This is a genomic window from Leptospira weilii serovar Ranarum str. ICFT, from assembly GCF_000332415.1.
GTDB lineage: Bacteria > Spirochaetota > Leptospiria > Leptospirales > Leptospiraceae > Leptospira > Leptospira weilii_A.
In genome coordinates, this window is the sequence record NZ_AOHC02000037.1 from 240,009 (window position 1) to 262,975 (window position 22,967).

21 protein-coding genes are annotated in these 22,967 nt (G+C 42.7%); 19 read left to right on the top strand and 2 right to left on the bottom strand.

All coding sequences use genetic code 11. The features are described from left to right. Window positions 1–105 precede the first annotated feature (105 nt). From LEP1GSC060_RS12110 to LEP1GSC060_RS12185, 14 genes are all read left to right on the top strand, one after another. Window positions 106–2,049 (top strand): alginate export family protein, encoded by a 1,944-nt coding sequence (locus LEP1GSC060_RS12110; RefSeq protein WP_036096329.1) that lies wholly within the window; start codon window positions 106–108, stop codon window positions 2,047–2,049. 22 nt (window positions 2,050–2,071) lie between these two features. Further along, on the top strand, window positions 2,072–3,793 hold the full coding sequence (locus tag LEP1GSC060_RS12115; RefSeq protein WP_003004908.1) for a proton-conducting transporter transmembrane domain-containing protein: 1,722 nt from the start codon (window positions 2,072–2,074) through the stop codon (window positions 3,791–3,793). After that, window positions 3,760–4,647, top strand: coding sequence for an NADH-quinone oxidoreductase subunit H (locus LEP1GSC060_RS12120; protein ID WP_036096274.1), 888 nt, complete (start codon window positions 3,760–3,762; stop codon window positions 4,645–4,647). The genes LEP1GSC060_RS12115 and LEP1GSC060_RS12120 overlap by 34 nt, the downstream gene beginning before the upstream one ends. 15 nt (window positions 4,648–4,662) lie before the next feature. Next, window positions 4,663–5,283, top strand: coding sequence for a hypothetical protein (locus LEP1GSC060_RS12125; protein ID WP_003004641.1), 621 nt, complete (start codon window positions 4,663–4,665; stop codon window positions 5,281–5,283). Further along, a complete protein-coding gene (locus LEP1GSC060_RS12130) occupies window positions 5,280–6,488 on the top strand; it encodes a proton-conducting transporter transmembrane domain-containing protein (RefSeq protein WP_003004810.1) in 1,209 nt (402 codons plus the stop codon). The genes LEP1GSC060_RS12125 and LEP1GSC060_RS12130 overlap by 4 nt, the downstream gene beginning before the upstream one ends. Beyond that, a complete protein-coding gene (locus LEP1GSC060_RS12135; RefSeq protein ID WP_003004347.1) occupies window positions 6,489–7,901 on the top strand; it encodes a hydrogenase large subunit in 1,413 nt (470 codons plus the stop codon). It begins immediately after the preceding gene. Next, window positions 7,898–8,719 (top strand): NADH-quinone oxidoreductase subunit B family protein, encoded by an 822-nt coding sequence (locus tag LEP1GSC060_RS12140; protein WP_003004864.1) that lies wholly within the window; start codon window positions 7,898–7,900, stop codon window positions 8,717–8,719. Before LEP1GSC060_RS12135 ends, LEP1GSC060_RS12140 begins: the two co-directional genes overlap by 4 nt. Before the next feature lie 565 nt (window positions 8,720–9,284). Further along, a complete protein-coding gene (locus tag LEP1GSC060_RS12155; RefSeq protein WP_003004144.1) occupies window positions 9,285–10,175 on the top strand; it encodes a fructosamine kinase family protein in 891 nt (296 codons plus the stop codon). A gap of 61 nt (window positions 10,176–10,236) precedes the next feature. After that, window positions 10,237–10,968 (top strand): SDR family oxidoreductase, encoded by a 732-nt coding sequence (locus LEP1GSC060_RS12160; RefSeq protein WP_003004515.1) that lies wholly within the window; start codon window positions 10,237–10,239, stop codon window positions 10,966–10,968. 69 nt (window positions 10,969–11,037) lie between these two features. Next, entirely contained in the window at window positions 11,038–11,994 is a 957-nt protein-coding gene (locus LEP1GSC060_RS12165) for an ABC transporter ATP-binding protein (RefSeq protein ID WP_003004623.1), read from the top strand. Beyond that, window positions 11,991–13,076, top strand: coding sequence for an ABC transporter permease (locus LEP1GSC060_RS12170; protein WP_003004401.1), 1,086 nt, complete (start codon window positions 11,991–11,993; stop codon window positions 13,074–13,076). The genes LEP1GSC060_RS12165 and LEP1GSC060_RS12170 overlap by 4 nt, the downstream gene beginning before the upstream one ends. Before the next feature lie 26 nt (window positions 13,077–13,102). Next, window positions 13,103–14,221 carry a quinone-dependent dihydroorotate dehydrogenase gene (locus LEP1GSC060_RS12175; RefSeq protein WP_003004122.1) on the top strand — a complete coding sequence of 373 codons (1,119 nt, stop codon included), beginning with the start codon at window positions 13,103–13,105 and terminating at the stop codon, window positions 14,219–14,221. 58 nt (window positions 14,222–14,279) lie between these two features. Next, the gene (locus LEP1GSC060_RS12180) at window positions 14,280–15,719 is read left to right on the top strand and encodes a M43 family metalopeptidase leptolysin (RefSeq protein ID WP_003004680.1); all 1,440 of its coding nucleotides are present in this window, start codon (window positions 14,280–14,282) and stop codon (window positions 15,717–15,719) included. Between the two features lie 22 nt (window positions 15,720–15,741). Further along, a complete protein-coding gene (locus LEP1GSC060_RS12185) occupies window positions 15,742–16,317 on the top strand; it encodes a hypothetical protein (protein WP_003004650.1) in 576 nt (191 codons plus the stop codon). A 330-nt stretch (window positions 16,318–16,647) separates the two neighbouring features. Here LEP1GSC060_RS12185 and LEP1GSC060_RS12190 read toward each other — a convergent pair whose 3' ends face one another. After that, a complete protein-coding gene (locus LEP1GSC060_RS12190) occupies window positions 16,648–17,319 on the bottom strand; it encodes a hypothetical protein (protein WP_036096279.1) in 672 nt (223 codons plus the stop codon). Window positions 17,320–17,402: 83 nt separating this feature from the next. On the opposite strand from LEP1GSC060_RS12190, the gene LEP1GSC060_RS12195 reads away from it, so the two are divergent. The 4 genes from LEP1GSC060_RS12195 to LEP1GSC060_RS12210 all read left to right on the top strand — a co-directional run bounded on the left by LEP1GSC060_RS12195 (window position 17,403) and on the right by LEP1GSC060_RS12210 (window position 20,697). Beyond that, entirely contained in the window at window positions 17,403–17,912 is a 510-nt protein-coding gene (locus LEP1GSC060_RS12195) for a SixA phosphatase family protein (protein WP_003004476.1), read from the top strand. Beyond that, complete coding sequence (gene hpt, locus LEP1GSC060_RS12200; RefSeq protein WP_003004766.1) at window positions 17,909–18,454, top strand: hypoxanthine phosphoribosyltransferase; 546 nt, start codon at window positions 17,909–17,911, stop codon at window positions 18,452–18,454. The genes LEP1GSC060_RS12195 and hpt overlap by 4 nt, the downstream gene beginning before the upstream one ends. Before the next feature lie 258 nt (window positions 18,455–18,712). Beyond that, complete coding sequence (locus LEP1GSC060_RS12205) at window positions 18,713–20,500, top strand: cation:proton antiporter (protein ID WP_003004487.1); 1,788 nt, start codon at window positions 18,713–18,715, stop codon at window positions 20,498–20,500. A gap of 5 nt (window positions 20,501–20,505) precedes the next feature. Beyond that, complete coding sequence (locus tag LEP1GSC060_RS12210; protein ID WP_080634557.1) at window positions 20,506–20,697, top strand: DUF1289 domain-containing protein; 192 nt, start codon at window positions 20,506–20,508, stop codon at window positions 20,695–20,697. A gap of 158 nt (window positions 20,698–20,855) precedes the next feature. Here the strand turns inward: LEP1GSC060_RS12210 and LEP1GSC060_RS12215 are convergent, their stop codons facing one another. Next, window positions 20,856–22,061 (bottom strand): glycosyltransferase family 4 protein, encoded by a 1,206-nt coding sequence (locus LEP1GSC060_RS12215; RefSeq protein ID WP_003004579.1) that lies wholly within the window; start codon window positions 22,059–22,061, stop codon window positions 20,856–20,858. Between the two features lie 254 nt (window positions 22,062–22,315). Between LEP1GSC060_RS12215 and folE the strand changes: the two genes are divergently transcribed. Beyond that, window positions 22,316–22,867, top strand: coding sequence for a GTP cyclohydrolase I FolE (folE, locus tag LEP1GSC060_RS12220; RefSeq protein ID WP_003004674.1), 552 nt, complete (start codon window positions 22,316–22,318; stop codon window positions 22,865–22,867). The last annotated feature ends 100 nt before the right edge of the window (window positions 22,868–22,967 follow it).

Genomic DNA, 22,967 nt, shown 5'->3' on the forward strand with positions numbered 1-22,967 from the left:
AAGTTTTGTTGAGGATAACCCGATTCTTTCCTTACATTGACGCTCTTTCTTATGTTTAACTGAATCAATTGGGATAGATTTATGAGAAAGATACTTTTCGATTTTATGGGTTCGTTTCAAACGAAACGGAATACGGAGAAGCGACGCTTTTTTTACATTGTCTTCATATTTTTTCCGTTTGCCGTCTTTGCGCAAACGAGCACGACCGAGCCGATCGTCGAAAATAAAAACGTTGATTCCATAAAATCGACGTCGGAGGAGAGTTCGGAAAATTACGTTTCTCCTATGAAAAAAGAAGGAGTGAGCCCGGATTACAATCGACATATGTTCATCGATCCGGATCTTTCCAAGACCGTGAACAAATATTCGAATAAACTTTGGATCAACGATTGGATCAAGTTGGGATTTTATCTGAGACCCAGATACGAGTCCAGAAACAATCTCAACTTCGATAAATCCAATCACGCTTATACGGATCGAATCCTACAAACGTCGGCGTTTTATTTTTTAATCGATCCGAGTCCTTACGTGACTTTTAAGATTACCGTTCAAGATACTCGGGTTTGGGGAGGCGAATCTCCGGCAAACGTAGGGGATATTCGTTCCGGATTTTTCAGCAATACTCCGACTTTGAGTTCCGATCCGAACGTTCCCGGTAAACCGAATAACTCGATCGCTTCCAATAATACCGACATTCGAGAAGCGTTCGTGATGATCAAAAAACTTCCTTTGGACGCGAAGGTACAAGTCGGTAGACAGGTTTGGGCGTACGGAGATCAGCGTATGATCGGCGGAGCCAACTGGACGATCAACGGCCTCTCTTTTGACGGCGCTCGGATCATGTTCGACTATAAGAAAGTTAACGTCCATTTTTTTGCAGCAAGACCTTATTGGACTCAAAGCGGTGTGAACGGCGTACTTTCCTCGAACGATCCTAAATTGAATTCCACTCCCGGAAATTCCACTCCTTCCGCATCTCAATCGGACACGACTCTGTTCGGTACGTATAATAGTTTCAAAATCTTGAATGAAGTCGTTTTAGACGTTTATAATATAGATGTGGTTAAAAAATGGATTCCTCAAACCGTTCCCCCTTCCACCGCGGACGACGTTCTGGCGCAAAACCGCAAGAGACAAAACGATATGTTATATACGACGGGTTTTAGGCTTACAAACAGAACTAACAAGAACAACCTCCCGGAAGGAAAGGCCTGGGATTGGACGATCGAAAGCGCTTGGCAGAACGGTTATAACGGTCAAAGAATTCATCAACGATTCTTGGGTTACGATCTTCCGGCTACGACCGAGGACGGTATTCCTCTCGCCAACTCAAGAACCGAAAGGGTCAAGTATTCGGGGCGGTTTCACGTCTTTCAAACCGGTTATACTTTTGCGGAAAAGTTAAGAGTGGGCGCTCAATATACCTATGCCTCGGGGGATAATAACAGGGCCGACGGAAGTGTTTCCACATTCCAAACGCTCGTCAATCCTCGTTTTGGCGTAATTCCTTATTGGAACAACGTTGCGGGCCTTTCCGAAAACATAGATACGAAAAACCTAAGTTCCTGGAACGCGAATGTCGCTTACAAAAGCGAAAAATGGGGTATGTTCCAAATCGCTTATATCATCAACGACAAGGCTCGGAAAAACGACGCTTGGTATGCGATCAACGGAGGCGCAAATTCCATCGCAGGTTCCGCGCTTTCTTCTCCCGTTGCCGTGTCGACTAACGCGGCAGGAGGAATTACCTCCGCGGGTTCGACCGAAAATTACACCGGAAATTCTTTAACACAATCGTACACGACGGGTAGAAACATTTATACCGAATTGGATTTAACTTGGATGTTTCAAATAAACGATAACGTGTCCTTCTGGACGGGTGCGGGTTTTTTAGTTGCGGGTAACTCTGTGAGAAATTATAGAAATAGTCCTCTACTCTATAATGGAACTACGAATCAATTCGAACTGAACGTAGCGGCGTTTGCAAAACAACATACGTCCGCAAACGGCGCTAACGTTTATTTTTTCCAAGTGAATGCGGCGCTATAGATAAGGGAGATTTAATATATCGATGGTAATTTTATCTTATTTACTCGTCTTGATGAGTCTTATCGCTCCTTTCCTAATAGGCAAAGTGCTCGGTAAGAATTTTTTTGAACAGGACAGCGCCATTCTCATCGGCTTGAGTCTCCAAGCGATAGTCGGTCTGATTATCTCAGTATTTGTAGGCGGATACGAACGACTCAAAAAGAAAACGGTCCTTTTGGGATATGCCGTATTCTTTTTGAGTACGGGACTTTGTTTTTTTGCGGGAAAAACGATTTGGTTGATTTTGTTTTGGGAATTATCCACGGTCAGCGGCTTTCTTCTTTATCAGGGAGAAAGTTGGACTTCTTCGTCCGCAAAAAGTTTTATCGCGCTATTACTTGCGAGCGGGGTCGGAATTTTATGTTTCACCTATTGGATTTATTCTCCGGACGACGACCTTGGAAAATTCTTCCTTGTATTAGGTTTGTTGGTTAAGGCGGAATTTTTCGGACTTCACTTTTGGCTTCCGGAAGTCCACGCCGGGGCTCCGCCGCACGCATCGGCGGCGTATTCGGGAGTTTTAGTCAATCTTCCCTTGATTCTTTTTCACCAACTCGTCGTTCCTTGGATCGGAAACTCGGTGATCATAAAGATACTGATTCCATTGGCCGGGTTCGGCGTTTTGTGGGCGGGACTTAGTTCCGTATTTGCAAAAGACGTAAGAAAGGCGATCGCTTACAGCACGGTTGAAAATACGAATTTTCTAATGTTGTGTTTGTTGCTTTCCGCATTATGGAAGGACAGCAACATAGAAGGACTCAAGGTTTTGAGCGTATCCTTTTCCTTTCTTTTCTTTATCTCGCTCATTCATCATAGTATCAGTAAGACGTTCCAATTCTTATCCATCGGTTACCTTATTAAACTTTCAGGAAGTTCTAATATAGATCACAATACGGGGATCGGAAAAAATTCCGGACTTTCCACCGCATTGTTAAGTTTAGGAACGATCAGTTTTCTCGCGTTACCGGGAACGACCGGTTTTCTTACCGAGGCGACGTTTGTCAAACTTGTCGCTGGCGTTTTGGAAATTCCGGGACAAAGTGCGATTCTGATTCTCCCTCTTTTGATATTGGTTTCGTCGGGTTTGGCATTGGGTGCGGTCGGCCATTTGAGAATTTTTTTGGGAATGGTCATTTCCAGACCCCGAACGAATTGGGCGGAGAATGTTCCACCGCGGTTGGTTCGATATTCATTGATATCAAGCGGGGCTTTAATTCTCGCGATCTCTCTTGGAATTTCCGCTTATACGCTCTACTATTCTCCTACCAAAGATTGGCTGGATGAGAATTGGTACCGAGGTTTGGCGAGCGTAAACCTGATCGGGTTCTTAACGATTCTTATCATCGGAGTATTCGGTTTGAGAACAAAAATCGAACGAAGAAAACTCTGGGATTGCGGTGGAAATTACAAAGGGTCCGATGTGGCGATTCCTTCGAACGGAATTTCCGATCCGCTGATCGGTTCTTTGGGAGGGTATTTCACGAATGAAAACGGAAGTTCGAAGTTGGACGAAGCGATTCTAAACGGAATCGTGAAATTGCTGGATACGTTTAAAACACAAGTCAACGAAGCCGACGAGGAAACGATTTCGATCAATCTTGCTTTTTCTTCCGCCACCGTCGTGTTGCTCTTGTTTTTGATTATCGGCTTGAAACTGGCTGAAGGAGATTTATGGAAATTATTCTTGGATACCTTGACTCGGTAGTTCGGATCCTTTCGTTTTTGCTTCTTCCGTTTCTTTGCGGAGGAATCGTGATCAAAGTTCGTTCTTATGCACAGGGAAGAATCGGAGCGCCCGTGTTTCAAATTCTCTACGATACGATGAGAATGATCCGTAAAAAACCGGTGGACGGACCCTTTTCCGGATTTTTTACGGAAGCGTCTCCTATCGTCGCATTAGTTGCAGGATTGGTCGTTTGGAGTTTGGTCAGTTACGAATGGGCTTCGTTTCTTTTGATTCCCTTTTTAATAGGAATCATTCGATTCGCGTTACTCGCCTATGCAGTGGAAAACGGGACCTCTTTTGCAGGAATGGGATCGGCGAGAGAAGTGATCCTTTTCGTGTTCTGCGAGCCTGTTTTGATTCTGGTTTTAGTGGTATTCGAATCTCATATCGTCGTGAACGCGAATTTTGCGAGCCTTGCGTTCGGCGGGTTATTTTTGCTCGGCACTTCGTTGGTAATCTTAGCGGAACTCGCCAAACCGCCGTTTGACGATCCGAGAACCCATCTCGAACTTACGATGGTTCATGAAGCGATGCTTTTGGAGGCTTCCGGAAGCAGGCGCGCGTTTTTCGAATTAGCACAACAGCTCAAAACGAGTTCCTTATTTTTATTCGTCGCAAAGATCGGAATTTATCACGGGGAATTTTTTATAAATCATACCGTTTCGAAATTCTGGTTGGATGTCGTTGCGATTTTAGGAGCGCTTTTCGTTTCGTTTTGTGTGGGTTATATAGAATCGAATAGTACGAGAAGAAGATGGCGTTGGATTCCCGAACTACTGGGCTTAAATTTTATCTTTATGCTCTTCTTGGGCATACTTCTCAAATTAGGATGATCCTAGGAAAATTATATGGGAACAGAATTCAGTTATTTAATTCTCCTATTGATAGGAGTTGTGGTTTTATTGGAAAATCGGATAAAACGTTTAGTGTTATTACTCGGTTTTCAAAGCGCCTTCCTGCTTGTCCCGCTTTTTGAAGACTCGGGTTTCAATACTCATAGTCTTTTTTTGGCGGGTATGATCGTTTTTTTTAAAGTAATCCTAACGCCGTTTATTCTTTTCTGGACGGCAAGGAAAACCAACTCCGTAGAATCTACGTTTCCGAAAATCGGTTATATTCCGACTTTCGCACTTTTATCGATCGGCGCGTTAATTGGATTTTTAATGTTCGGCTTTACCAAATATCGTTTCGGCGAAGTGAATCAAATGTCCTTCCTTTATACTTTTCTAATATTATATGTTGGCATGGTCGGTTTTGTGGTTCGTCGTCACTGGGTTCCGGTAATCGCTTCCTTCGGCGTTTTTGAAAACGGAACGTTTCTTCTGACACAAATTTTACGAACCGGTTTGCCGTTGGGTATAGAATTCGGTTCGTTCCTTGACGCGGTGTTTATTATCGGCGCGGCTTCAACGCTCAGAGTCAGTATGCAGAACGATCATGAATCCGAAAAAGACGAGATATCGGCATGACTCTATTTTATCTAAACGGTATCGGGGTCGCCGTTCTCCTAATCATTTTGATCGCTTATATTTTTGCGCCGACCAAAGGTCAAAGTCGGATTGCCATGTGGTCCGTCTTAATGATCGTATGCGCATCTTTGAGTTTTGCCGCATGGAATGCGGAAGGTTCCGCGTTACAATGGGTTCTCATCGAAGCGACGACTTTTACGGGAACGTTGCTCGTGTCTTCGAGCGGGACATCAAAATCATTTCCGATTGCCTGGAAGTTTCTTTTGATCAATTCGTTCGGATTGGGACTTGCTTTTCTCGGAATCATAATCGTAACGGCAACGTTACACGGCATCGATCACCCGGTGGAAATTCTCGCGGGACGTATTTCGGAACATCCTGAAAATCTGTGGATTGAAATCGGGTTGTGGTTGGCTATCTTCGGTTATTCCGCGAAATTGGGATTGTTCCCGAATCACGTATGGGTTGTCGATACCTACGGAGATAGTCCGAGTCAGATTTCGGCTTTGATCGCGGCTTTCATTCCGGTTTCGGTTTGTTTTGCAATTCGTCCCTTCATTCATATGGATCATCAATTGTATCCGACTACGTTCAGCGCCGCCGACGGTTTGCTGATTCTCGGTCTGGGGACAATGCTTCAGAGTATCGTTGCTTTGTATCAAAGAAACGACTTACGAATGATGACGGCGAAAGTCGCTTTGTTTCACAGCGGGGCTCTTGCGATATTTCTTTGGATGGATCTTCCGGATTCGGTTTTTAACTATTTAATGGCGGGTAATATCGTCTTAAAAGCCCTTCTCTTTTTAACGATGGGAATCGTAAGAATGGATTCGGGCGGAAGGGAATTGAGTAAGATATTTCTTTCGGAGGCAATCAATAAGAGAGCGCTTTCCCTTTATACGATAGCGATCTTCCTTGCGTTTGTACTTCCCGGATCGCCGATCTTTGTCAGCGATCTTCTACTCTTAAAAGCGGGTTGGGCGCAAAAACAATGGTTTGTAATTTCCGTACCTTTTCTCGGTTTGGTTTTTTTCGGAGTAATCATATATAAAACCGTTCCGTTGTTTAATTTGAAACACAGGCCGTTCGCAAAGGACTTCGCATTAACGTTGAATATTCGACTTCTTGATTCCTTACTTCTCTGTTCCACCCTTTTAGGAATCGGGATTTGGGGATTTTATCGATTGTTGCAAGGAGGATTTTGAATGCGTACTGTCACGGGATTATATCCTAGAAGAGGTAAAAAAGGGTATCATAGATTCTGGATTTCCAACGATGGAATCGAACGAGAGGTGATAGAACATTCCGAAAAAGAAGTCATAGAAGATTCGGCAAACCCGATTTGGATTTTGAGACATTCTTTAGGTGTGGATCAGGGCGAAGAGGATTATTCGTCTTTTGATTTTGAGAAATACATAAACGTAGGTCGTAAAACGGATCTTGAAAAATTCGTAACAAAAAAAGGAATTAAGGATTTAGTATATAAGGGATTAAAGGTTCCGACTCCCATAGATCATTATTCTCATGCGGTGGGACCTATCCACGCCGGAGTTATAGAACCGGGACATTTTCGTTTTATCGTTCAGGGGGAATTGATTAAAAATTTAGACATACGACTCGGTTTTCAAAAACGCGGGCTGATCAATCTGATCAAAGGAAAAGGGCCGAAGGATTCTTTACCTTATGCGGAAGCGATTTCGGGAGATAGTACGATTTCTTACGCGATTGCATTTTCCAGAATTTTCGAGGAAGCGCAGAATATCGACGTTCCTCAAGAATTTGACTTTGCAAGGCTCGTACTTTTGGAGTTGGAAAGAATCGCGACTCATATCGGAGATTTGGGAGGGATGGCCGAAGATATCGGTTATTATCCGTTACACGGGGTTTGTGCTCTACAAAGGGGAGTTCCGTTAGGCGTCATGGAGGCGTTAACCGGAAATAGATTCGGGAGAGGAGCGTTGTCGCCCGGAAAGGTCGTCTTAAGATCCGGATTAACCCGTGAGAAATTGGCGGAGCTTGCGGAAAGAATTCGCGCGGTTACGGAGGATGTATCGGAACATTTTCTAAGGTCCGCTTCCGTTTCCACCAATCGGGAAAGACTTCAATCCTGCGGAGTGATTCGACAAAAACAAGTCAGACATCTCGGATTTATCGGAATGGTGGAGAAATGCACGGGACTTAGCAGAGATCTTCGTAATTTAGAAAAATCTTATACGTTTAGTTCTCCTATTTCTCTCGAATTGAACGGGGACCAGATGAGAGGGGACGCTTGGGCGAGATTTTATCTTCGATACGAAGAATTAAAAAATAGCAGCAAATGGCTGGTTGAAGCGATCCCGAAATTGGAAGCCGCGTTGAATCTTAAACTCGGCAAATCAGCCTCAACAAATTCCGCCGTCAAAAAAGGAACTTACTATTCCGCAGTGGAAGGTTGGAGAGGACCGGCGCTCGTATCATTGGATTTGGATTCTGACGGCGCAATCGAAGAAGCTTATATTCGGGAAGCTTCCGTTCCCAACTGGCACGCGCTTGAATTGGCGGTTAGGGGAGAATACATCGGAGACTTTCCATTGAACAACAAGTCTTTCAACTTGAGTTACGTAGGAGTCGATTTATGAAAATTATATTCGAAATACTGAATATTATTCGTTCGGCAAAGACGATGAACTACAAAAATGTTTCTCCGTTCAATCTGAACGCAAGAGGTATTCCGGTTCCCGTTTTGGCTTCGAACAAATCCTGCCTAACGTGTAAATCCTGCGAACAAGTTTGTCCGACTCATTCCCTCAAAATTATTTCCAAGGATAAGATGAGTTTTGATTACGGCGCTTGTCTGCAATGCGGAAGATGTTCGGAAGTGTGTTCCGACGGTAAGATCATAGATTCCGGTTTTGTTCACGTATATTCCACGGATCGCGAGGCCCTGAAAGTGACGTATACAAACGGCATGCCGGATGAAAGACAGGAAACGGAAACCGAAGAAGTAAAACAATTCAGGAAGATCACGAAAAAAAACGGATTCCAATACAGAGAAGTTGCAGCCGCCGGTAACAACACGACCGAAGCGGAAATCAACGCGAGTTTCAATTCTCTTTTTGATAGCGAAGCGAGCAGGGTTCGAGTGGTAGCGTCTCCGAAACACGCGGACGCATTGGTTTATTCCGGACCGGTCGGACCGAACATGGAGGGTCCGTTAGACACGGCTTGGGAAACAATGCCTTCTCCGAAGGCTCTCGTGGCTTGCGGGTCGGAAGCGGTGTCCGGCGGGCTTTTTAAACTCGGCAAACTTCCGAAAGAACCGGATCTGTTTATCGGAGGAGATCCTCCTCGTCCGGATGTGATCGTTTCTGCGTTTCGTTATCTGATGGGAACGAGGGAATTTTCTTTTCGTGCCGAGCTCGCTAAGTATGTTCAAAATTTAAGAAAAACACATTGAAGAATATTTTCTTCCAAGTATTGATCCAGATACCGATGAACTTCCTGCACAGTTCGCCCCTTTCCGTCGAGTGATCCGAAAATACGTTTCTTCGATAGGAAAAGAACCGGAACGTTTTTCGAATTGGATCGGAATTTACGATCCAATAGTAACAATCGAAAAGTAGTTGTAAAATTCATTTTCGAAGAGAATTTACAATTTTAAAATAAACACATCCACCTTGTTATAATCGATAACTCGATTCGTTTAATAAACGGAGCTTTGAAGAAATTCCGAGAACGAACATTGATTTGAAAAAAAGTATCGCAAGAAATCAAAATTCGTTTCATAAAAAACGATCTCATAACTTTACGAGATCGATCGATTGATTCCATAAATTGAATGTACTGCTCAGGTTGTAAGCGACGAACTTTATCCGCAAGTTGAGTGGGACAAGAACGATCCAATGCGCGATATTCCTGCAACTTTTGAGATATGCGATAAATTTCAATCAATCCGGGAACCTTTCCGGCCGATTTTCTATTCATATGAGAAGAAGCAAAACCGACCGGGAGGGAGCGAATTTGTGGTCATCAAAGCGGGTTTAGAAGAGGCGATCTGCGACGGTTTGGACAGGCTCGGGATTTTGAATTCCGGTCACAAACCCAAAGTGACCTTTCATTCTTCCAGTCTTAATGAAATTTACCTCGCTACCGTTCCTAATCATTCCTTCGGAGTGAAAGTCATTCCAAATAAGGAAATGGCCGAAACCGAAAAAGAATCTTTGGAACAACTCTTTAGAATCGGAGTTCGGGTTCCCGAATGTTACGGAATCGTACAAGCCGAAAATTACTGGCTTTTAGTAATGGATTACGTCGAAACCGGATCGGCTTCGAGCGCGCGCGAAGATTTAATCCGAAGTTTGAAACTGCTTTACCGCAAAGATTCGAATTCTTGGGGATGGAAACGGAATAATTTTATCGGAACTCTTTCCCAAAAGAATCAATGGTATTCCTGCTTTGAAAATTTTTTCTGGGAAAGTCGTTTATCAACACAATCGGATTTGGCCTTATCGCGAAAATTAATTACGCTAAAAGATGCAGAAAACGTAAAATACGTTTTTCAAAAATTCGCCGAGGAATGGTCTCTTGATCAAAGTAGCCCGAGGTTGATACACGGAGATCTTTGGTCCGGAAACATTCTCACCGGAAAAAACGGACATTCATATTTGATCGATCCTTCGATCTCGTTTTCACATCCCGAACAAGATCTCTCCATGTTGAATTTGTTCGGTAGTTCTCTGAATTTGGAAGAGATGCAGCAGATTCTTTCTTCCTGCGGAATCGAAGATCCGGAACATTTCAAAGATAGAATTCCATTTTGGCAGATGTATCCCGTATTGGTTCACATCAATCTTTTCGGTCCGTCTTATCTTTCTTCTCTCAGACAAATTCTACGTTACTACGGTAAGAGTTAATTCTATTTAAGAATCATGAATTGCTTGATTGTTTCGTTTATATTAAGAATCTAAGCGGATCATGAAACTTTCCGGAAATACGATATTGATTACCGGTGCAACTTCCGGGATCGGCTTGGAACTTGCAAAAAGATTTGCAGGTTTGGGAAATACGGTCCTTGCGCTCGGAAGAAACAAGGATTCGCTTTCTCAGTTATCCTTCGTTCCCGGAATTCAAACGATTCGATGCGATCTGACAAAACCGGCCGACTTTGATAAATTGATTTCTCTCATCCGTAAAAAATACACTTCGCTTAACATTCTCATCAACAACGCAGGGATTCAGTTCAATCCCGATTTTTCAAAAGATCCGGATCAAAGCGTTTCGATCGAAAAAGAAATCCGAACAAACTTAACGATTCCGGTCCGTTTAATTTCGATCTTAATTCCGATTTTAAAACCTCACGCTCAATCGGCGATCGTCAACGTGACTTCAGGATTGGCGTTGATTCCGAAACGATCGGCGCCGCTTTACTGCGGAACCAAAGCGGGTCTGCATTTATTTACGGAAGCGCTTCGTTATCAACTCGAGGAAACGAATATCAAGGTTATTGAAATGCTTCCTCCTCAAGTGGATACTCCGATGACGGCGGGTAGAGGAAAGAATAAGCTGACCACGTCGGCTCTTACGGATGAATTCATTGCCGCTCTTGAAAAAGATAAGGAATATATCGGAATTGGAGTCGTAAAATATCTCAGGGTAGCGCTCCGAATTTTTCCTTCTCTGATATACAAAATCGTCAAAAAGGCATAGAGAATTTTCGGTTATTAAAATCGAAACGATATATTCGAAATTTAGAATGCAGTTTTAAAAGGACATCTCGTGAATCAGAATACGAATCCAAACCGAACGTCGGCAACCGTGATCGACGTTCAAAACGTCGTAAAACGTTTTAAGAACACGGTCGCGGTGAACGATCTCAGTCTTCAAATTCGAAAGGGAGAATTTGTCGCTTTGCTCGGACCGAACGGAGCCGGTAAAACGACTTTGATCGAAATGTTGGAGGGAATTCAGAAGCCCGACGCGGGTTCCATATCGATTCTCGGAACTACGTGGAAGGAAAGCGAAACCTTTCTCCGATCCAAGATCGGTCTGGCTCTTCAGGAGACTCGGTTTATGGATCGAATTACGGTTCAAGAAACTCTGGATCTTTTCGGAACTTTTTATAAAAGTAAGAAGGACCGATTGGATGAAATTCTGGAATTGATCAATCTCGAAGAGAAACAAAAAACTTACGTCGGCAATCTTTCCGGAGGTCAAAGACAAAGACTGGCTCTCGGAGTTTCTATATTAAATTATCCTGAAGTTCTTTTTTTGGACGAACCCACAACCGGATTGGACCCGGGGGCAAGAAGGGACGTTTGGAAAATTTTGGATCGTCTCAGACGGAATAAAACTACTATGATTCTTACCACTCATTATATGGAAGAAGCGGAAACTCTTTGTGAGAGAATCATCATCATGGATAAGGGAAAAATTTTAGATCAAGGAACTTTGTCCGATCTCCTAGGAAGAACGGACGGAGGCGAGATCATCCGGCTTTCTATGGAGGACGGTTCCAATCCCGAAAAATGGCTTCCGTCCAAAGGAATGTTTAAGTTCTTTTGGAATTCCACGAAGTCCGAAGCGAGGATTCACGTTTCCGCAATTACGGATTATCTTCCGGAATTGATACAAACGATTTCCGCTTCCGGAAAAAAACTGAACGTATTGGAATGCCATAAAAAAACGTTAGACGATCTTTTCCTCGGTATGACGGGAAGAGGACTGGAAGAATGAAGCAGATATTTCAACTGGTGAGCATTCAGCTCAAGGCATTTTACAGAGAGCCGGGAATTCTATTCTGGGCTTTCGTATTTCCGATCGCAATGGCCGGAGTTCTCGGGGTTGCGTTTAAAAATCGAGGATCGGAAGAGGTAAGAATCGCAGTATTAGAAAATTCTTATCAACTCGAAGAGCTCAAAAAAATTCTGGATCCGTCTCAAAACGTACAAAATATCCAAACTGAAGAGTCGAAACTGAATTCGAAATCCGTTTCGTTTCCTTCTTTAAAGTTTTTGATTCTTTCAAAGGACGAGGCGATTCGAGATCTCAAACGAGGCAAACTCAACGTGATCATCGAAAGAACGAACGATGGAAAGATTCATTTCTCCTTCGATTCCGAAAATCCGAACGGTCAAAGGGATTATCTTTTGATCTTGGCAAAAATTCGTTCGAGCCGTACGGACTTCGAATCGCAGGTGGATCGTTTGGATTCAAAGGGAACGAGATATATCGATTACTTGGTTCCCGGAATGCTTGCGATGGGTGTGATGAATTCCTGTCTTTGGGGTGTGGGTTGGAATCTGATCGAAATGAGGATGAAAAAACTTTTACGGAGAATGTCGGCGACTCCGATGAATAAGTTGTATTTTCTTCTTTCTTTCTTTTTTACGCGATTGGTCGTGACGGTTTTCGAATCCGCAATCTTACTCGGCTTCACTCTTTCTACGTTTGAAAACGCATGGGAAGGTTCCGTCGGAGCCGCGATTACGGTTTATCTTTCCGGAAATTTTGCGTTTGCCTGTATCGGAATTTTCATCGGATCGAGGGCCGCAAATTCTCAAGTCGGAAACGGACTCGTAAATGCGGTTACGTTTCCTATGATGGTTCTTTCCGGAATTTTTTTCTCATATCAAAATTTTCCCGAAGCCGTACTTCCGATTATCAGAAATCTTCCGTTGACCTTGATGGCGGATTCTTTACGGGCCGTTTTTATAGAAGGTGCGGGTTTCTCTTCGGTGATGCCGAGTGTGATTTCATTGTTGGTTTACGGAGTTGTATTTCTTTTTATAGGAAATAGAATTTTTCGCTGGTCTTGATTCGTGCGGATTAAATAGTTTTAGAGATGTTTTCCTCTTCTTTGAGACAAGTCGCGTATTCCGCTTTTCTAAAACCGTTTTTTCTTTCCTTAGATCCGGAAGCGGCGCACGAGTTCGCAAAAAACTTACTCGGCATCGGTCAAAAACTTCCCGGCTTTTTAACGTTGATAGAATCGATGACATCGTATCAAAGCGATCGTTTAAAAACAAAAGTCGCGGGAATCGAATTTGAAAATCCGTTAGGAATGGGAGCGGGTTTTGATAAAACGGGAGAACTTTATCCTTTTCTTTCTCGAATGGGTTTCGGTCATATCGAAGTAGGAACGATCACGGGACAGGCGCAGTCCGGAAATCCGAAACCGAGAGTGTTTCGATATCCGGAGGATCGGGCTTTGATCAATCGAATGGGTTTTAATAATCCGGGCGCCGACTTGGCTGAGGAAATCATTCTTTCCCAAAAAAAAACGAAAATTCGCGGGATCAACGCCGGGAAAACGAAAATCGTTCCCGAAGAACAAGCGGTTGAAGATTACGTTTACACTCTCAAAAAACTTTCACCTTACGCGGATTATGCGGTCGTCAATATCAGTTCGCCGAACACTCCGGGTTTGAGAAATTTTCAAAAGCAGGAAAACTTCGTATCCTTGATCCGAGGAATTAGAAACGGGCTCGGTAAGAATTTTACAATTCCGTTATTCGTAAAGTTCGCTCCCGATATGGAAACAAAGGATCTTGAAGTTTTGCTTGAGACGTCTTTGAGTTTGAAAGTCGACGGTGTCGTTTTAACGAATACGACGATCGATAAGTCGTCCCTGAAAAAATATCCGAACGTGGAAAAGGAGGGCGGTCTTTCCGGAGCGCCTTTGAAAAATCGTTCCACCGAATTCGTTCGGGTCGCATATCGAATTTTAAAAGGAAGAATTCCGATTATCGGAGTCGGAGGAATCGATTCCGAAAAAGCGGCCTTGGAAAAAATTCTTGCGGGCGCTGATTTAATTCAAATTTACACTGGTTATATTTATCAAGGCCCTTTTTTGCCTCTGAGAATTTTGGAATTTCTGGATCGGTTCGTAAAAAAACAAGATCTAAAAACCGTATCGGATTTGGTGGGAAAAGAAAAGGAAATTCGATCGGGTTCGGAATAATTTATGATTGTTTTTGAATATTAGAGTTTTATTAAATATAAATTAGGGAATGAAGATTATGTTGAAAAGATCATTGGCTCCGATTTTAATTTTTTGTTTTTTTGTATGGGGTTGTCCCCTAAATCGGGGAAAGGACGATTCAAAAACCTTGGAACTTCTTTTGGGATTGTATTTAATCAACGAGTCGAATTATTATTGCGGCCCGGAAGAAAACGTTCGAACCGGCGGAAGTGCGCCCGATTTCAGCGTGTCGAATTCCAATTTAAGTCAGGTTATTTTAACGGAAAACAACGCCTACTCGGACGGTGGAACGGCTTACCTTGTCGGAACAGTTGAGTTTTCCGGAATCGGAAAAAACAATCCGATGGGAATCGTTTATGCCGAACAAAATCATCAGTTCTCGTCCAATCCGAATCGTTTTATTTATCCTCTTTGGTCGAATGCTTCGGGAACTTTAATTCAGGACAGTGGAAAAAGCGAGTCTTTAGGATATAGATCCGCGACGACCGCTTTTCCGATCGGTTCGACTCCGAGTTATTACGCTCCTAGCGCCGGGTATAACAATTTCAACCGTAACATTTTGGGTGCGAATTTTATTCTGCCGAGCGCTCCGAGTCCGTCGATCATAACCCGAAAAGTTACAAATAATACGGTTCAAACTTGCGAAGAATATAAATTTCGCGCGGAGCAGAGCGGTTTGTTGGGAAGTTCTTCTTCGGGTTTGAATAAGGTTTGGCAATCCAGAAAAAAATTGAACATCAACTTGATCTTTATTCCTACCGCGGTAACTACGCCTACGGTAGCGGGTATGGCGACGATGATTCAAACCTTAAAAGAAATTTATTCTCAAAATACCGTAAAGATCGACGTAACCGTGACGGCCTCCGTTGCGGCTGCGGGAAATACTTATTTAACGATCGATAATATTATCGACGATTACGGAGATGTGACCGATTCATTAGGAACTCTTTATAGAACCAACCCGTCGAATGTACAAGATCCGAATTCTTTAAACATTTATATCACGAGGGATTATCTGGTTTCGAGCAGCGCGCCTGCGGGGATTTTAGGAATTTCATCCGGTATACCCGGAATTCCCATTACGGGTACTCCGAAATCCGGTATGGTCGTATTTATCGAAAATCATAGAACCGCTTCCGGATGCGGGGCGGTAGGACAGGATTTGATCTGCGAATCGGATCAGGTATTTCTTGCAAAGACGATCGCTCATGAAGCCGGCCACTATTTAGGTCTTTATCACGTGGTCGAAAAAGACGTACTCAAGGGACAATATTCTTTGGACCCGCTTCCCGAAACGCCGGAGTGTAGGGATCAAAACGGAAACAATATCGTGGGTTTGGGAGAATGTTTAGGCGAGGGGTTTTACGATAGCGGTGGACTCAATCTGATGTTTTGGGCGGGAAATCCGAAAATCAATCAAACTCAATTGACGGGAGAACAAGGTTGGGTGCTTCGTTCACATCCTCTTGTATATTAAGAAAATGGAATTAAATAATCGTATGATGAAAATAAAAATAAGTTTTTACGGCGTAGTTGCGGCGTTCCTATTCGGTATTTTTTCCGGAATTCAAGCCCAGACCTTGGACCGGAATCAATATGAAAAGATCAAAGCCGTAGTTACACAAACCGGCCATATCGAAAAAGAAACTTTGGTTCGAGAAATTTATGCGATCAACTCAAATCCTCAGGAATATCTGATCGCGATCGCAAAAGATCCGGAGTTGAGAGTGTATGCCGTTTCTCAAATTAACGAATTGATCGCGGACTTCGGTGGAAATTCCGCAAGGAATTATTTGGAATCCACGATTTCCAACGAAAACGCGCATCCTTCGATCCGAAGTTCGGCGGTTTTTTCTTACGGAAGAACGTTTTACTTTTCGGATAGGAATCATACGGAGAATTTCCTAAAACAATTTTCCTCCCATGATCGGATCGGAGCTTCCATTCAAAGTACCTTAAAAGGTCTTCGCACCGGAAAGGTCGATTCGGTTCGATTTTCGGAGAGATTAAAAAAGGAAAATCTGGATCGGATTAAGGAAAAGAATTTAAGAAAGCCGGGTTCATCAATTCCTTAAAAGAAAAACGTTCGAGTTTATATCATAAGAATATTATAATATTAACGTAAGTCCGGAATAGCCGACGCGGAAGCGATTGAAGCGGAGTCAATAAATTGAAACGAAAGGCGATATATTGTATCACGTTTCTTTCATGCAATTTATTGACTATAGCACTGTATTTCGACCCTTGGGGAGAAATACTGAGTTCGAGCGCGGTCCAGCCCTGGCATTGTTCTCTATGGATCGCAGCGCCAGGGCTGGATTCGCCCAAGATTTTCAACCGTCGAGCTCACGTTAAATAAATCGTATTTGAAATAGGTTCGGGAATTGAAACAAAAAACATTTCTCTCAAGGAGAAGGTTCGTTTGTATTTCCGGAAATTTGTCTACAAACTCCTTTTTCTTTCCAATCCAGTTTCCAATCCGTCGCAGAAGAATCCTCTTTGAACAGTCTTACGATCAGGTTCGAACACGTATAACGAATGTTAAAGTCTGAAACTTCGTATTCTCCCGAATAACGATACCAATGCGTATCCAAATCGCTTCCCGCCATAGGTTCGCTGATTTTTAGATTTTCGATCGTCTTTCCTTTCCATCGATCCTGGAGTAAACTTTCCTCGATCAATTTAAGAGCCGTTTCTTTATCAGGCGATTCTTTGCCCGGATCGGAGAGAACTATATTTTTACCAAAACCTAACTCTGAAAACAACCAACCTTTCGTGCGGATAAAAACGTAATTCGCTCCGACTTCGGTACGCGTTATGCTACCGTCTTTGCGTTTTACGGTAACTAAAAACGGAAATTTATAGAGAATATCTTTGGATTTGGAATTTTCGATAAGCACGGGTTCTCCGTTGCTTTCTATGGATTGAATTTTATCGCCGGTATTCTTTTTAAGCCAATGAGTTTGAACGTCCTTTTTTGCTTTTTCCTCGTCCGGAGGTCCCGCTAACTGCGCGCCTAACACGGCGGGCATTAAAACGAGTAAAGCAGTACCTGCTAACGCAAAGACATTTTTCATAGCCCATTATTAACGGCCTCTTTTACCTCTTGTCAATGAATTTAAAGTTGACCGGAGAACTGTAAAACGAGAGACAAAGTTCATTGAAACAAGTTCATTTAATCAGACACTCTAAATCGGATTGGGAAACGGGATTCAAATCCGATCAAGAGAGACCTCTTTCCAAAAGAGGAAAGAAAAACGCTCGATCCCTTCGAAAGTATTTAGAAAAGATAGAATTCAAAATAGATCTCTTTTTAATTTCGGATTCCAAAAGGACTATGGATACTTATAGGATCATCGCTAAAAACCGGGATCTATCCTCCCAAACGACGGTTACTGAAGAATTATACGAATCCGATAGCGAGGATATTCTCTCAATCATCAGGGATTCGAATTCTAAATTCAAGACTGTGGCCTTATTGGGTCATAATCCCGCAATTGAAGAAATTGCAAATCGACTCATCCGAGGTAAAGAGGATTTATCGTTTTCCGAATCCGTGTTCCTTAAATTTCCCACATCCGGTTTTCTGAGTATTCAAGTTGAAACCGAATCTTGGAAAGAATTAGGAAAGGTTCCCGGAAAAATGATTCGATTCTGGACGCCCGGATGAACAAGTTAGGTTCCGATATTTTACGTCCTCGTTTTAGTCGGGATGAGATTTCTGAAAAAGTAAAATCTCTCGCTTTTGAAATATCAGAAAATTATAAAAAACTAAATCCGATTTTTATCTGCGTATTAAAAGGCGGAGCGTATTTTTTTACGGACTTAACGAGAGCGATTCCCTACTCGGTGGAAATCGATTTTGTTCAAGCAAAATCTTATTCGGGAACCTCCTCAACCGGAAAGATCGAACTGTTAAAAGACATCGACACCGATCTCTCGGATCGGCATGTGATTCTCGTGGAAGATATTTTAGATACCGGTTTTACTCTTCAATATCTCGTAAGACATATCTTTACTCGTAATCCCGCAAGCCTGGAAATCGTAACACTTCTTTTAAAGGAAAGAAAAAATATCTTGGAATTCCCGGTAAAATACGCGGGTTGGAGAATCCCCGACGAGTTCGTCGTGGGTTACGGTATGGATTGCGACGGGAAATACAGAAATCTTCCGGGTATTTGCGTTTTGGAATCGGGGGAATTTTCCGTTTAATACTTTCTTTGCGAATTTGAAAGAAACGATTCGTTTTTTCGGAGATTGTTTCTTTATGAATGATGTCGTTTTAAAATTCGGAATTACCGTATGATTTTTTTATACGTGGGTTTTTGTCGGATCGGTAAAAAAAATGTTTTTTAGTTTGAGAATCTTTCATACCTTTGTACGCAGCGACGAAATCTTTCACAGAACGTTTTATGAAAGTAGAATCGGGTTCTTTTTAAAAAAGAAATTAGGTTTAGGATAAAACCGTAGATGGAGCATCATTCACTTTCCCTGTTAAACGACATAGCGTTAAGTATCATCTTCGCTACGTTTTTTTCGCATATCGCCAGGGTTACGAAACAACCTTTGATTTTGGGTTATGTGGCCGGGGGACTTTTGCTCGGGCCGAATTTAGGTTTGGGCCTTGTGGTCAACGAAGAAAGTATCGAGTTGATTTCCGAAATCGGGTTGATTCTTCTTTTGTTTATCATCGGTCTTGAAATCGATTTGAAAGAACTGGCGCGTATGGGAAAATCCATGTTCATCCTTGGTGTTACCCAGTTCGTATTCTGCGTATTGTTCGGACTTTTATTTTTTAAAGGAATTCTGGCGGGTTTTACCGGTAAATTCGATCTCTTATATTTTGCGATCGCGCTTGCCATCAGTTCCACGATGATCGTGGTCAAACTTCTGCACGATAAATTCGAAGTGAGTACGATCGCAGGTCGTCTTACGATCGGAGTTTTGGTTCTTCAAGATATTTGGGCGATCATCTTTATGGGAGTTCAGCCCAATCTTCAAAATCCTCAGATTATAAAAATTGCGGGTTCGCTCGGAATCGGTTTGGTTCTTATCTGCGTCGCGTTTTTAATCAGTAGATTCTTTTTATCCAGATTGTTTCAAGCCGCGGCTTCCAAGCCGGAATTGATCTTGATCACTTCGATCGCTTGGTGTTTTTTACTCTGCGGTCTTGCGGAAAGAGCGGGTCTTTCCAAAGAGATGGGGGCCTTGATCGCGGGAGTCAGCATTGCCGCGTTTCCTTACGGTGCGGACGTTATCGCAAAACTTTCGGGAATCAGAGACTTCTTCATCACCCTCTTTTTCGTCGCATTGGGAATGAAAATTCCGATTCCTTCGATTCAGATTATCAGCGTTTCATTGATAGCGGTTGCGTTTGTGATTTTCAGTAGAGTGATCACGGTTGCGACTCCCGTTTATTTTTCCGGTAAAGGACTCAGAGCCGGAATCGTGACCGGTTTAAACTTAGCTCAGATCAGCGAGTTCTCGCTCGTGATTCTCGCGCTGGGAATGGGTTACGGACATATCAGCAAAGAATTGGAATCCACCATTTTGACTTCGATGATACTCGCGTCCGTCGTTTCCACATATATCATTTTATTCAATGATCCGATTTCAAGATTTATATTAAGGATATTGGGGATGATCGGTTTGAAAGAAAAAGAGAAAGAGGAAGATCAAACCGAATCCCATATTACGGGCCAGCCTAAAAGGGATATCGTCATCCTCGGTTATTTTAGAATCGCACAAGGTCTTTTGGAAAAAATCGAACGTGAAAAACCGGAATGGCTCCATCGAATTTTGATCGTGGACTTCAATCCGGTTTATCGTCAATTTCTGGAAGCGAAAGGGATTCGTTGGGCTTACGGCGATTTGGCGAATCCGGAAACGTTGCATCATCTTGGAATCGAAGATGCAAGATATGTAATATGCACGATTTCCGATATGATTCTCAAGGGAACGACCAGTCGTAGGCTTTTGGAATCGCTCAAAGGAATCTGTCATCGCATACAACCTTCCATTATTCTTACCACGGACGATGTGCAAGAAGCCGAGGTTCTCGTGAAAAGCGGCGCGGCTCACGTAATCGTTCCGGGTAGAATCAGCGGAATGTCTCTTTTTAAGGAAATGAATACGATCGTGGATCATTCCGACAAAGGTCGTGTGAAAACCGAACCTGCGAGCCTTTCGCTTGAGACAAAGAAGAAAAAACCGATAAGAAAAAAAGTTGTTTCCAAGTCTAAAGTTAGAGTGAAGTAAACAAATTGGTTCGTTCGCCTTGTAATAAAATCTGTACAATGGATTTTGAATCCGGCTATTGTCGAGGATGTTTTAGAACCATCGACGAAATCGGAAACTGGTCCCGTTACACCGACGACGAAAGAGAGGAACTATTCTCAAAATTGAAACTTCGTAAGGAGGAGCTTTTTTCTAGAATCCATTTCAAAAATGACTGATGCGCGTCCCCACAACGCTCCCTATCGAACGACCCTTAGGGAGTGAGATTGAGTTTAGGAAGCGTTGTTTTGCGTTTTCCTTGGTTTTGGGAAAAGGTTTTTCTATATTAGAAAATCAAACTTTTTGCAAGTAACAAACCTCGCTTTTGCAGGGACTCCTACAGAAAACTTTTATAAACCTCTAAAGTTTCCTGAGCCGCCTTTTTCCAAGAGAATCTTGCGGAATTCCTTTTTCCCTTTGTGACTAAGTTTTTTACTGAGTTTCGACTTTTTAAAAAATCTCTCAGAAGTTTTTCCAATTCTTCCGGTTTGTCGGGAGAAAAATAAAACACGCTGTCTTGAAGGATTTCCGGCATTACCGTCGTGTTGGACGAGATCACCGGACAACCGCAAGCCTGGGCTTCTAAAGGAGGAAATCCGAAACCTTCGTATCTTGAAGGAAAGATAAAAAGTTCCGCACAAGAATAAAGACAACGAAGTTCATCCAAGGATAATCTTTCCATGGGGAGAATTTGATTTTCATAACCGGAGACGTCGGCTTGCAGGTAATCGGGAATTTTTCCCGAAGCGCCGCCTAACACCCATTTGGTTTTTAAAATCTTGGAATTCCAAAGAGGTTTTAAAACATCGAGAACGAAATTTAAATTCTTATGACCTTTTCCGATTCCGACGCTCAGCAAGTAACCTTCTTTGAGTCCGTATTTTTTCAGAAAATTCTTTTTTTCCGTAGTGGAGGCGGGATAAAAAACCGTTTCGTCGATTCCGTTGTGAATCACTTTCATTTCCTTTTTCAAAAAACCGAAAACGGATTCCAAATCCCGGGCCGTGTATTCGGAAACGGACACGATCTTTTTTGAAAACAGTCGAAGTAAACGAAAGACTACCTGCATATAAATTCGTTTTACAAAACTCGAATGAAATTCCTTCATTCGAAACGGAATGATATCGTGAATCGTTACGATTGATTTTTTAAGATAAAACAAGGGCGCGTTGAAATGAGGAACGTCCAAAAGGTCCATTCTCCCCATTAAAGGATGACCTAAAAACTCGGAAAGAGAATAGATCGGAGATTGATAAGAGATCACGGGATAAGAGAAGTCCTCTTTCTTTTTGGAAGAACTCGATTTGGGATCGTTCGAAATTTCATCCGAGCCGGAAAACTCATGGCACAAAATCCCTTCGCTCAAAATCGTTTTTACGTCTCCCAAAAGAAAAACCCGAATTTTCTCTTTTGCAGCGGCCGGGCCGAGGTATTTCAGAAGACCGCGTATTCTCATCCCGATTCCGGAATGAGCGATCATACGCGCGTCCAATCCGATCGTAATCGTTTTATGTTTTCGTTTTTCCTCTTTGTGGCTTCTCATGATCGGACAAAAATGACTCGGTGTTGGAAATCTGCAAGAAAATGAAAATCCGATGGAAGATTCAAGAGGCAGTTTTGAAAATGGGAATGAAAGCGTTCTGATTTTTGAAAAAGTTAACGAATCTAGAATGTGGGAACTCCTGCGTTTTGTTAAGAATTGCCGTAGGATTGTCGCTGGTTTCTTTTGGGTTTTTGAGCGGAGATTAAAGAAAGATTCTGCGGTCTAAAAGGAAAATCGAACGAAGAGAGTTTAAATTGGAAGAAGATATCGTAAATATTTTGAAATCAATCGGAGAAGATCCGACTAGAGAAGGTCTTCTCGACACTCCGAAACGAGTGAAAAAAGCCTACGACTTTCTGACATCCGGCTATCGCGCCGACATTACGAAAATCGTCAACGGAGCCATCTTCGAAGAACCGACCGACGGTATGGTTCTTGTTCGAGATATCGAAATGTATTCCCTTTGTGAACATCATCTTTTGCCTTTTTACGGAAGAGCGCATGTGGCCTATCTTCCCAATAAAAAAATCATAGGGATCAGTAAAATTCCTCGGATCGTAGATGTGTTTGCCAGAAGACTTCAAGTTCAGGAACGCCTCACCGAACAAATCGCGTACGCTATTCAAGAAGTTCTTGAGCCGCAAGGTGTCGGAGTAGTCATCAAAGCGAAACATCTTTGTATGATGATGAGAGGAGTCGAAAAACAAAACTCGGAACTTTTCACCTCTTGTATGTTAGGCGCTTTTAAAGAAAACATGGTAACCCGCTCCGAATTCTTGGACCTTATCCGTACCGGATCCACTTAACATAAGTTCGGCCTAAAATCCGCTCCAGCTTGTGATGGCCGGTTGACGGCTTCATTTTTTTCGTTGCAGAGCCGGTCGTATGGATAGGCGGAGGTTTCAT

What these genes read in the sequence shown, in the direction of transcription:
- LEP1GSC060_RS12110 (WP_036096329.1), top strand. Translation starts at nt 106, where the DNA reads ATGGGTTCGTTTCAAACGAAACGGAATACGGAGAAGCGACGCTTTTTT.
- LEP1GSC060_RS12115 (WP_003004908.1), top strand. Translation starts at nt 2,072, where the DNA reads ATGGTAATTTTATCTTATTTACTCGTCTTGATGAGTCTTATCGCTCCT.
- LEP1GSC060_RS12120 (WP_036096274.1), top strand. Translation starts at nt 3,760, where the DNA reads ATGGAAATTATTCTTGGATACCTTGACTCGGTAGTTCGGATCCTTTCG.
- LEP1GSC060_RS12125 (WP_003004641.1), top strand. Translation starts at nt 4,663, where the DNA reads ATGGGAACAGAATTCAGTTATTTAATTCTCCTATTGATAGGAGTTGTG.
- LEP1GSC060_RS12130 (WP_003004810.1), top strand. Translation starts at nt 5,280, where the DNA reads ATGACTCTATTTTATCTAAACGGTATCGGGGTCGCCGTTCTCCTAATC.
- LEP1GSC060_RS12135 (WP_003004347.1), top strand. Translation starts at nt 6,489, where the DNA reads ATGCGTACTGTCACGGGATTATATCCTAGAAGAGGTAAAAAAGGGTAT.
- LEP1GSC060_RS12140 (WP_003004864.1), top strand. Translation starts at nt 7,898, where the DNA reads ATGAAAATTATATTCGAAATACTGAATATTATTCGTTCGGCAAAGACG.
- LEP1GSC060_RS12160 (WP_003004515.1), top strand. Translation starts at nt 10,237, where the DNA reads ATGAAACTTTCCGGAAATACGATATTGATTACCGGTGCAACTTCCGGG.
- LEP1GSC060_RS12170 (WP_003004401.1), top strand. Translation starts at nt 11,991, where the DNA reads ATGAAGCAGATATTTCAACTGGTGAGCATTCAGCTCAAGGCATTTTAC.
- LEP1GSC060_RS12175 (WP_003004122.1), top strand. Translation starts at nt 13,103, where the DNA reads ATGTTTTCCTCTTCTTTGAGACAAGTCGCGTATTCCGCTTTTCTAAAA.
- LEP1GSC060_RS12180 (WP_003004680.1), top strand. Translation starts at nt 14,280, where the DNA reads ATGTTGAAAAGATCATTGGCTCCGATTTTAATTTTTTGTTTTTTTGTA.
- LEP1GSC060_RS12185 (WP_003004650.1), top strand. Translation starts at nt 15,742, where the DNA reads ATGATGAAAATAAAAATAAGTTTTTACGGCGTAGTTGCGGCGTTCCTA.
- LEP1GSC060_RS12190 (WP_036096279.1), bottom strand. Translation starts at nt 17,319, where the DNA reads ATGAAAAATGTCTTTGCGTTAGCAGGTACTGCTTTACTCGTTTTAATG.
- hpt (WP_003004766.1), top strand. Translation starts at nt 17,909, where the DNA reads ATGAACAAGTTAGGTTCCGATATTTTACGTCCTCGTTTTAGTCGGGAT.
- LEP1GSC060_RS12205 (WP_003004487.1), top strand. Translation starts at nt 18,713, where the DNA reads ATGGAGCATCATTCACTTTCCCTGTTAAACGACATAGCGTTAAGTATC.
- LEP1GSC060_RS12215 (WP_003004579.1), bottom strand. Translation starts at nt 22,061, where the DNA reads ATGAGAAGCCACAAAGAGGAAAAACGAAAACATAAAACGATTACGATC.